The organism is Endozoicomonas atrinae (assembly GCF_001647025.1).
GTDB lineage: Bacteria > Pseudomonadota > Gammaproteobacteria > Pseudomonadales > Endozoicomonadaceae > Endozoicomonas > Endozoicomonas atrinae.
The window spans coordinates 1-10,000 of the sequence record NZ_LUKQ02000198.1 but is presented as its reverse complement, the minus strand read 5'-3'; the positions used below and the strand labels follow the sequence as shown (position 1 = coordinate 10,000).

The following is a 10,000-nucleotide window of genomic DNA, read 5'->3' as shown; positions in this document are numbered from 1 at the left end:
TACTATTATAAGATAATGATATTGGGTTCATATTTTACTCCTAAACATTTATTAACTTGGCATCAATCATGTTTCGTTAACTATGAGGATGAAATTCAAAAAACAGTTAGCCAATATAAAAAAGACCCTCGATTCAATAACCCTTGAATATTTTTATCTTGTAAAGACTAGTCAAACTATCTTTTTTCACAAGTTTTAAATTCGATAAAAACTGGAACCCAATACCTTCATCCCATTAAAAATCTCAAATACTAGTTTTTGCGCATTCAGTCATCATAAAAAATTTCGCATTCAAAAAACTGACTTAAGACAATATGATTTTTCCAATTCAAACATTTATTTTATTTTCAACCCAGGAGATCACAAAGTACAAAGAGGAAAGCGTATTCTTAAAAACTTTGTGTTCTTTGTGCTCTTCGTGGTTCACACTTTTAAATCTGTGATCTCCGCAACCTCCAACTTTGCAGGATTGCCAATCTGCACTTATACCTTATGACGGCAGCCTGAACATACGTCACAGGCTGTGCTTTCTGTTTCTGGTCATGAGGATACCAGTATGTCCAAACGTCGTCTGACTTCTGTATCAGGAGCTCCGGTTGCTGACAACAATAACGTCAAAACCGCTGGTCCACGGGGACCGATGATGCTGGAAGATGTGTGGTACCTGGAAAAGCTTGCTCACTTTGCCCGGGAAGTGATTCCGGAACGGCGAATGCATGCCAAGGGCTCCGGTGCCCATGGCACCTTTACCGTGACCCACGACATCACGAAATACAGCAAAGCCGCTATCTTCTCGGAAGTTGGTAAGGAAACCCCGATGTTTATCCGTTTTTCAACGGTGGCCGGCGAGCGTGGCGCAGCGGATGCCGAGCGCGATATCCGTGGCTTTGCCATGAAATACTACACCGACGAGGGTAACTGGGACCTGGTGGGCAATAACACCCCGGTCTTCTATCTGCGGGACCCATTGAAATTCCCGGACCTGAACCATGTGGTCAAACGGGATCCACGGGACAATATGCGCAGTAACGCCCATAAGTGGGACTTCTTCTCTCATCTCCCTGAATCCCTGCACCAGATCACCATTGATTACAGTGACCGGGGCCTACCCCACTCCTATCGCCATATGCACGGTTTTGGCAGCCATACCTTCAGCCTGATCAACCGCAATAATGAACGACACTGGGTGAAGTTCCATTTCCGCTGCGAGCAGGGCATTGAGAACCTGATGGACGATGACGCCATGAAACTGGTGGGTATGGACCGTGAATCCAGTCAGCGGGATCTGTTCAATGCCATTGAACGGGGTGAACACCCCCGCTGGACCATGCAGATCCAGGTGCTGACCGAAGAGCAGGCCAGACAACTGCCCTACAATCCGTTTGACCTGACCAAGGTCTGGCGCCATAAAGATGCCCCCCTGATGGATGTGGGCTACTTTGAACTGAACCGCAACCCGGACAACTATTTTAACGAGGTTGAACAGGTGGCCATGAACCCAGCCAGTGTGGTGCCCGGCATCAGCTTCTCTCCGGACAAAATGTTGCAGGGTCGACTGTTCTCCTATGGTGATGCCCATCGCTACCGTCTTGGGGTCAACCATCACCAGATTCCGGTGAATGCGCCTAAATGCCCCTTCCACAATTACCACCGTGACGGCGCCATGAGGGTGGACAGCAACAGTGGCGACAGCATCACCTATGAACCCAACAGCTTTGGATTGTTTCAGGAATCCCCTGAAACCGCAGAGCCGCCACTGGCCCTGGAAGGAGCCGATGATCACTGGAATCACCGGGAGGATGATGACTACTTCTCCCAGGTGCAAGCGCTCTATAACCTGCTGAGTGAAGAAGAGCATCAGCGGATGCACCACCGTATTGCCAGTGAACTGGTGACTATTCCCCTGGATATTGCGGAACGGCAGCTGAAGCTGTTTGGCCAGGTGCATGAAGCTTATGAGGCGGGGATTCGTAAGGCCATGGCGATGAGTGGATAGGGTATTTGCTTTTTGTTAACCACAAAGATCACAGAGCACACAGAGGATTCCAGGCTGTGTGCTCTCTGTGTCATAAATGACAACATATAAACTCCCGGAGCAGTCTCAAATAATGATGGGAAGCCTTGTGAAGAACCAGTAGGGGTAGAGCTTTGCTCAGGGTCAATCCGTCGATTTACAGCCCACGCTATCCAGATTAACAGTTCCCATTTGCTGAATAGCATTATCCTGGTTTGCAGGTAGAGCAAGATAACAGATCTGGCCATCTTGCAATTCAACGGTCAACGTCTTGCGCTCAGCTGGTGCTTCCACCTGAAAAAGCCCAAACTCATCCGTGGCTGCTGGATACAGGCCGCCCCGAAGACGTGCACCAGCCAGTGGCTCCCCTTGCAGCACCAATCGGCCAAACCACAGGCGCAGCGGTGTTGCCTCAAAAGTAAGCGTCACAACATTACCAGGGTATAGAGTGACATTTCGCTCCAGCTCATTAAGCTCATACAAAGAAGATCCTGCAGGATCCACCGTGACCTGGTATTGATGATAAGCGGGTAACTGAACCACCGAAGGCTGGTCAGCAACGGCATATCCACGGCGATACCCATCGACCCTGACATCAAACACTGCATTTCCAGACGTATCTTTATTTCTCCCCAACTCCCCCTGTTGATTCACCTTAATAACCAGGGCACTGTCTTCCAGTCGTTCGCCACCAACAGCAATGGTCGATTGATTGGCCAGAAGGCTGCTATGAAAACTGGCGGAGTAAAAACCGGTGCGGGCAAACCGGTTTCGGGTATGGTTCGCATTCAGGTTTACGCCACCAAAACGATTATCAACATGCAGGCGGGTAAGGTAGCGCTCATCACCGGGGCCAGTCTCTGCCCCCAAATCAGCCTTGATAACACCATCCACCAACTCACGATCAGACCAGTTGGCAAGAAGCTTCATTCGACCACGCCGATCGTGGCCATCGCTGTTTCGCTGGTACTCTGCCTGTGGCAACGCATTGAAAGTCCATTGATTCTGGTTGTATAGAAACTCAAAACTCAGCAAGGCAATGTCATTATTTCCAGAGCGACTCAGTGACATCCTGATATCCACATTCAGATCCCTGGAGCGATACAGACTTCGTCGATAGTCCAGTCCATGATTGTCTGCGTCGTTTACCGGTTCTCGATAATGATTATGAAAATAACGATAACTTAAAACACCGTCCAGCAGGGAAACGCTGGCTGAAAATGAAGTTTGCTGAAAAGCATTGCCCAGTAACGTCGGTTGCGAATCCAGTCCAGAATTAGCCAACACCGAATTATCATCACGCCACAACCGATAATAGCTACCGCTTATTGATACATTATCTGACCACAGGCGCCCGGAAATACCAGCACCATAATCCCCCTGAGCTGAAACCATGAGGGATGGCACCAACTCGTGAAAGCGACCCAGGTGATACGCGCCAGCCTCCAATAGCTGACTATGCCCATCAGCAGCGACCATAACATTACCTGCCAGGGTATTCGTCAGCCGTCGATTCACGCCGGCACGGATCAGCCACTGATCCGTACTGTCAGGCAGTGTTCCGGATCTGTCCCGATTCACCACCCGACCGGTCTCAACAAAATACAACCACTCACCAATCGGGGGAAGCTGGTATTCCCTGGCAAAAAAGCGGCGCTCCTGCTGAATAACCTGCCCTGTCTCACTCCGGATGATAATGTCAATTTCGTAGGCACCATAGGGGAAAGCAGAAGTGTTCAGTTGATGATTACCCGCCTCCAGAAACCACGACTCAAGCAGTCGTCCCTCCCTGAGCACTTCGACACGTCCGCGGCTTGGCAGAAAGATATCCAGCGGCGTTCCATTGCGAAAATCAGTATCCACCCTGGTCTGGTCAGAGCTGGCTATCCTCACACCTGCAACGCTGCGATTATTAACAAACGTGTAACCGAATCCAACGCTCTCAATAATGCCGCCACTGTATTCCTGCCCCTGGTAATTCCGACGAAGAAACACATCCTGAATCTGAAAGCGCTGATTGTTCGAATAAGAGGCATTCAGGTGCAGACTGTTTTCCTGACAGGCTAACTGACTCATCAGGTTTAACGTGTATTCATCCGTATCATCGACACCTCGAACACCCGCCCAGACGCCATATACGTTTTGCATCATGGACCATCCGGAGTCCGAAGGTGGCAGGTAGCGAAGCACCGCCGGTACCTGAATTGCCAGAAAATCCGGATTAATCAACAGCGTTATCCTGAAGCGGCTCTCTGAAAAAAGCATCGAAACAATTTCTGGTTTTTCGCTATCACACTGATCCCTGACTCCAGGGACTTCAGACGCTACACAATCACCATCATGATTATTTAATTGGCCAGTTAATGCAGCCCTGACGGTTTCAGGATCTTTCAGGTTGGGAATAACCTTGACCACTGCTGCGGGATCGGACAGTTCAACCCACTGCGGCGTATAGGTCACCATTTGTGAGATCAGAAGCTGACCGCCGAAATAAATATCAACCAATGACTGCTGAGGTTTCAGCAATGATTCAAAACCTTGAGGTGGATTTACCTGGGAAAGCATACTCTCTGCCATCACCACAGGAACAATGGCCAGCAGAACAGAAATAACGATCGCAACTTTTATTCTTGCTAATGCGTAATCAGGCACAAATAGTCTGTTATGAACAGCGGTTTAACAACAGGCTCGCAAAGTTAAAGTTTTCATACCTGGCGATTAATTTGATCGGGGAGCAACAGTCAGGGTCAGCGTATCGGTATAGGTTCCATTTTCAACCGCAGCAAGACTGCTTTCAGGAATTTCGATTGTTAATGTGGTTACCATTGCTCCACCACAATCAAGAGCCTGTGTGTTCGCGCCCGTAGCGGATATTGGCATACCTGGCTTCACTGGTGTCAGAGTGCCGGAAGCAGCATTGGGCTCTGAGGAAAATAGAACATTATAAGTGACCGTTTGTCCCCCCACTCTATTGCCACCGGCTGGACTCAATTGAAACGTGGCCGGTTTTTCATCACTGCTATCGTTAATGGTTAAGGTGTACAAGCCTCCTGCGGTATTGGTGTAGACACAAAAGCTCTGAGTGTTTGAAAGATCACCGCCAACCCCGTCTGTATAAGCGAAGGTAACCTCTTTCAGTTCCGATATTTTGATCACAGCCGGCATGTTCAACGTGACAGGAATTGTGCCGGTCGATGTTGTACCTAATGTGCCATCATTCGCTGCTCCGGTGGCCGCATGGCTTAACATAGAATATGTGGAAGCAGCCACCATTGCGAAAGCAATAGAGATCAGGCTCTTGAGCATACAACACCTCAATACCAATACTGACTGGTTAAACAGTGTAGTTGAGGTGTTTTATCTATGCATTATTTCAGGTGCTTTTAATATACGACTTGCCGTCTAAGCTTAAGCTGGTGTTTTCCTGACATAGGCAACAATGAACGGGCTGTATATCTGATTGTCAGCCCCATGGATAACACAAGTCCATGTCACTATTGATCAGGCACGTATATCGGTAATGAATCAATCGAGCTATGTGTTATTTTGGTGCTTCTGGCTCTGCGTGGTGTGGCCTGAAACCAGCCAGGCTGGCTTTGAGTTCATCAGTTACGATGCACCGGCAATGGATATTTCCACGGCTACCCGGGAAAACATCTCATACCAATTCAGTGTCGTTTTTAGTTCGCAGTGCAGCCAGGGGTGTACTGGCCCACAAAATTACCGGCTTGCCTTTTCCGCCACCAGCATAGGGTCCGGTTCTGGCAACGCGCCAACAATCTCTGAAGGTCAGCTGGGCAAACTGATTCAGGGGAAAGTCCGGTTTGCAACGACGGGCGATGACACGTCGCCAGGGAAAAAAAGTTTTTCCCCCGGCCGCTGGTCCGGAGATATTACAGGTCTTCAAAGCAGTACGGTAACCGCAACATTTACCGTCAGGTTCAGCGCATCACAATTGCTGTCCATGGTGAACAGTGGACAGAATAACCTGCTGTTTTACGTGGTTGGTGAAAACATTGGATCTGAACAGTATTACGACACTCTGGCCATTAAAATCCCCCTGCACACCCGGGAAGAAGTACAAATTACCGGATTGAGTGAAATCGTTCTCAATGCCGGTATACCATCAGGTACCTATCTGGAGTCCTCTATCTCTGCCTGTGTGTACAGTTCTTCAGGGAATATCAGTGTTGATCTGGATGGTGCCAATGCACCAGGAAAACCCTTTCAGCTTAGCCAGACTGACCGATGCGACGCCATGAATGCCTGTATTCCCTATGTGGTTCGAATACAGAATACCGGCCAGTCCAACTGGTTGGAATATCAGAAAAAAGGGGATCAAAAAGGTATTTTGAACGCCAGTCGTGATCAGGGTTGCCAGCAACTGGATAACCTCACCATACAGGTGCGCATCAATAGCCAGAGCTTATACCGGGCATCCTCAGGGCAATATAAGGACACCTTAACCATTACCGTAACCCCCATGTAAAGCTGAGCATGGGTAAATGATTCCTGGAGGTGTTCAGAATACTGAAAGTCACACCGTTCGAGTTTATTTCACTGTGACTTATGTATCATCTTGAGTCTGCTCAGCACTGAGCAGTACTTCCAACAGCTCAATACCCTACCTGAAAGGTTAAGACCTTTGCCTTTTGTTTTATTAACCACAAAGGCACAGAGACACAGAGACACAGAGACACAGAGACACAGAGACACAGAGACACAGAGACACAGAGACACAGAGACACAGAGACACAGAGACACAGAGACACAGAGACACAGAGGAAACGCTTTTTTCCTGGCTCTGTAATCTCTGTATAGCTGTAAAAATCTTCTTGAAAGCAGATCAAGTTCAGACGGGTAGCCAGCTGCTCTCTCTATCTCCACTCTTCTATTCCCCATTATCAAATAACTATTCACACAACCACCAATAAACGACTTTTGTCTTTAATTAGACTATCGTACAATCATGCCGTTTTGAGTGATTACATGACAATTAAGCGATGACAATCAGCTACTACGAACCCTGCTGTTTGCGGTTATTTTCTGAACTACAAAAAATCGACGGGCGGTAGCGTGCTTTTGCAATATGTATTGCCTTGACATTTCTTCATAAGTACATATGCAATTTCAGCATTCATATAAATCAGAATATAAACCAATTATACTTAGATCATATAAAGAGGAAATATGGCAAAAATAGCAAAACAAGACTTTATTTTTAAAAAGCATATGTCAATTGGTGAAGCTGATGCAGAAAATGACTTGCAGTTTTTAGAAGATTGCTTTGTAGATATAGGTGATTACGAAGTATTAGAAAATACAGAGAGCCCACAATCAATTGTACTTGGAAGAACTGGTATTGGCAAAAGCGCTCTATTAGAACAAATTGAAAAGAACGCCGAAAGAACAATTAGAATTGAGCCAGAAGCATTAGCCTTGAGGCACATATCAAATTCAACGATACTTAATTTTTTTGAAGATCTGGGGGTAAACTTAGATATATTTTACAATCTACTCTGGCAACATACATTTGCAGTTGAACTAATAAAACATAAATACAACATAGACTCCTTACAAGCAAAAACAAGATTCATTGATACTATCTCCGCCCTATTAACTGGCAACCTAAAAAAAAACAAGCATTAAAATACATTGAAGAGTGGGGAGATAAATTTTTGGTCGACACAGAAACTAGAATCAAAGAATTCACAGAAAAATTAGAAGCCAGTCTTAAGTCATCTATTGACTCCAATGTACCAGGAATAAAATTATCTAGCCAATCCGGTGGATCATTATCAGAAGAACAAAAATCTGAAGTAGTCCACTACGGAAAAAAAGTAGTCAGTACTGTTCAGATAGAAAAGCTTTCAAAAATAGTGTCTCTTCTCTCTGAAGATATATTTACTGACAGACAAAAGAGAGTTTATATACTTATTGACCGGCTTGATGAAAACTGGGTTGATGATGAGCTTAGATATAAATTAATAAAAGGGAAACTGCGAATAAGTCCCTTTTTCCAAAGGCAGTGTCAGTAATACCAGGGGTTACCGAAGGTGAGAGCGGACTTATTCGCACCTTCCAAAGCTCTAATAGAAACAATAAAGAAATTTAGAAATATCAAACCCGTTAAGATAGTAATCACATTAAGAACAGACCTCCTAAACCGTGTTCTTGACAAAACCAATGACTCAGGATTTCAACCAGAGAAATATAATAGTTTTTACTTAAAAATGGGCTGGGATAAAGATCAATTAAAGTCACTTTTGGACAAGCGTTTACACAATTTAAATTACATTCCCAATTTAAATTACATTCCCAGTTTTTACCGTATCTACACTCAGTCTGAACAAGCATCTGGAATTTTTTCTGATTACCCTACTATCTCTTATTTATAACCTGGCCTTTTCATCCCCCTGTACACTGAGCGAATCACCTATGTATTAGGATATGCATTGATGGGCAGGTGAAACCCATTACATTCCAAATATTGGTCAATCAGACAGAAAGTTTTATGGGTTCAGTCTTGTTTTTATTACATCGTTAATGATATTTGATAGTTTAACTATTTAAAGAACTATAGTCCTAATAAAGTACCTCAGTCCAATTTACGCAGAAGAGGAAACGCTCTCAATCAATTTCTTAACGATTTTGCGCATCAATAGTTTCCTAATCCAATGTTTTATCTCGTTAAAACGCCATTCACAAGCATAAATACCACAAACTCCAACAATAAGTTAGAGTCATAAAGACATAGTAAGGTGCTTGAAAGCACCTTACTATGTCTTTTCCATATATTAAAAAAACTTATTCAGATTATGTGGCATGTAGCTAATCGGGCAGATAGTCTTTGAATGTATCCACATCAGGCTTTGGTATTTTACCCTCTTTGTCTGGTGTCAAAATTGGATATTTCACAAGCATCTCTCTGACTTTTGCTTCTAACACCCCAACTTTTCTGAGCTCTGACGCATTTTCTGCTTTTATCTTCTCATAATTGGTCGTGTAAGGCCCTTTAAGATCAAAGCGGACAGGCTTCCGTGGAAATTTATCCAGCCTCTGTTGAACTTGTTCACATTCCGTTGGGGTCAGACTGGGCTTTAGTGATTCTAATAACCGGTATTTTTCTACTGGAGAGAAATCGCGCCTGGTAATAAAGCGAGACAATGCAACCCCTGCCCTATAATCAGATGATTCAGCCTGGTTACCGGCTCTTTCATTATTCTCATCTCGGCGACGTGAAAAAATTCCGTCCACGTACCCTTTTAGATCTCCTGCTTTCAAATCAACTTCACGGTAATAGCAGGTCATATCCCGCTGATACTGTTCATCCGATGCTTGCTGATATTGTGATTTCTCAAAACCCAGATGAGGTTCCAGATGACTTAATCGGGTCTTATTGTGGGTTATTACTGCATTAAAATTGGCTATGTTGTGAATGTCTCTCTCCAACTGATGCCGTATCCCTTCCCTGACAGCCTCAACACCCTCCTTAGCCAGTGGTTTTAAACTGGTCCCAAGCCTATACAAACCCACACCTACTACTGTTCCACAGAAAGCAGCACCACAGAGTGCTGGATTACTTTTTACGGTACCTTCAAGCACGTATATAGCGCGTTCCAAAAGTGAGGCTCCTACGTGCTCGGGAGTTTTATCTGGCAACCTCTGTGCTATAGCATCAAATACAACAGCACCTGTAGCCGCTGCACCCGCTACCGTCAAAGTGCACGGTATCATGTTCGCTCTGGTTCCATCGAGCGGATCATATCGATAATAAACACACTTGAAGCCTTGAAATAAGCCACCCTTAGATGGATTTGCTACCGTTGAAGCACGTTGATCCATTACAAAGCCTGAGGCAGTGTCATCACCGATGTAATAAGTCTTCAAAACACCAGTTTAATTTGACCTCCCGATTAACCCTTTTCTGGCCGATTGTTTTCCTGTTGGTATCAAGCAGGGAGCAGCGCCATGACCAATCGAGAG

General features: G+C 45.3%; 8 protein-coding genes. 5 read left to right on the top strand and 3 right to left on the bottom strand.

The window, feature by feature from the left end; translation table 11 throughout:
• The first annotated feature begins 556 nt into the window (after positions 1 to 556).
• Entirely contained in the window at positions 557 to 1,996 is a 1,440-nt protein-coding gene (locus AK963_RS20895; protein WP_066017362.1) for a catalase, read from the top strand.
• A gap of 162 nt (positions 1,997 to 2,158) precedes the next feature.
• Here AK963_RS20895 and AK963_RS20890 read toward each other — a convergent pair whose 3' ends face one another.
• Positions 2,159 to 4,666, bottom strand: a complete 2,508-nt coding sequence (locus AK963_RS20890) for a TcfC E-set like domain-containing protein (protein WP_066017361.1) — start codon at positions 4,664 to 4,666, stop codon at positions 2,159 to 2,161.
• A gap of 66 nt (positions 4,667 to 4,732) precedes the next feature.
• Positions 4,733 to 5,320: a hypothetical protein gene (locus AK963_RS20885; protein ID WP_066017360.1), complete on the bottom strand. Its 588-nt coding sequence runs from the start codon at positions 5,318 to 5,320 to the stop codon at positions 4,733 to 4,735.
• Between the two features lie 262 nt (positions 5,321 to 5,582).
• On the opposite strand from AK963_RS20885, the gene AK963_RS20880 reads away from it, so the two are divergent.
• The 4 genes from AK963_RS20880 (at position 5,583) to AK963_RS34935 (ending at position 8,412) form a co-directional block, all read left to right on the top strand.
• The gene (locus tag AK963_RS20880) at positions 5,583 to 6,503 is read left to right on the top strand and encodes a hypothetical protein (RefSeq protein WP_066017359.1); all 921 of its coding nucleotides are present in this window, start codon (positions 5,583 to 5,585) and stop codon (positions 6,501 to 6,503) included.
• 701 nt (positions 6,504 to 7,204) lie between these two features.
• Entirely contained in the window at positions 7,205 to 7,663 is a 459-nt protein-coding gene (locus AK963_RS34945; RefSeq protein WP_202969819.1) for a hypothetical protein, read from the top strand.
• 29 nt (positions 7,664 to 7,692) lie between these two features.
• On the top strand, positions 7,693 to 8,052 hold the full coding sequence (locus tag AK963_RS34940) for a hypothetical protein (protein WP_202969818.1): 360 nt from the start codon (positions 7,693 to 7,695) through the stop codon (positions 8,050 to 8,052).
• An 18-nt stretch (positions 8,053 to 8,070) separates the two neighbouring features.
• Positions 8,071 to 8,412 carry a hypothetical protein gene (locus tag AK963_RS34935; RefSeq protein WP_202969817.1) on the top strand — a complete coding sequence of 114 codons (342 nt, stop codon included), beginning with the start codon at positions 8,071 to 8,073 and terminating at the stop codon, positions 8,410 to 8,412.
• A gap of 433 nt (positions 8,413 to 8,845) precedes the next feature.
• Here AK963_RS34935 and AK963_RS20870 read toward each other — a convergent pair whose 3' ends face one another.
• Positions 8,846 to 9,859: a hypothetical protein gene (locus tag AK963_RS20870; protein ID WP_066017358.1), complete on the bottom strand. Its 1,014-nt coding sequence runs from the start codon at positions 9,857 to 9,859 to the stop codon at positions 8,846 to 8,848.
• Between the last annotated feature and the right edge of the window lie 141 nt (positions 9,860 to 10,000).

Coding starts and splice junctions, on each gene's coding strand:
- AK963_RS20895 (WP_066017362.1), top strand. CDS start 557: ATGTCCAAACGTCGTCTGACTTCTGTATCAGGAGCTCCGGTTGCTGAC.
- AK963_RS34945 (WP_202969819.1), top strand. CDS start 7,205: ATGGCAAAAATAGCAAAACAAGACTTTATTTTTAAAAAGCATATGTCA.
- AK963_RS20870 (WP_066017358.1), bottom strand. CDS start 9,859: ATGGATCAACGTGCTTCAACGGTAGCAAATCCATCTAAGGGTGGCTTA.
- AK963_RS20885 (WP_066017360.1), bottom strand. CDS start 5,320: ATGCTCAAGAGCCTGATCTCTATTGCTTTCGCAATGGTGGCTGCTTCC.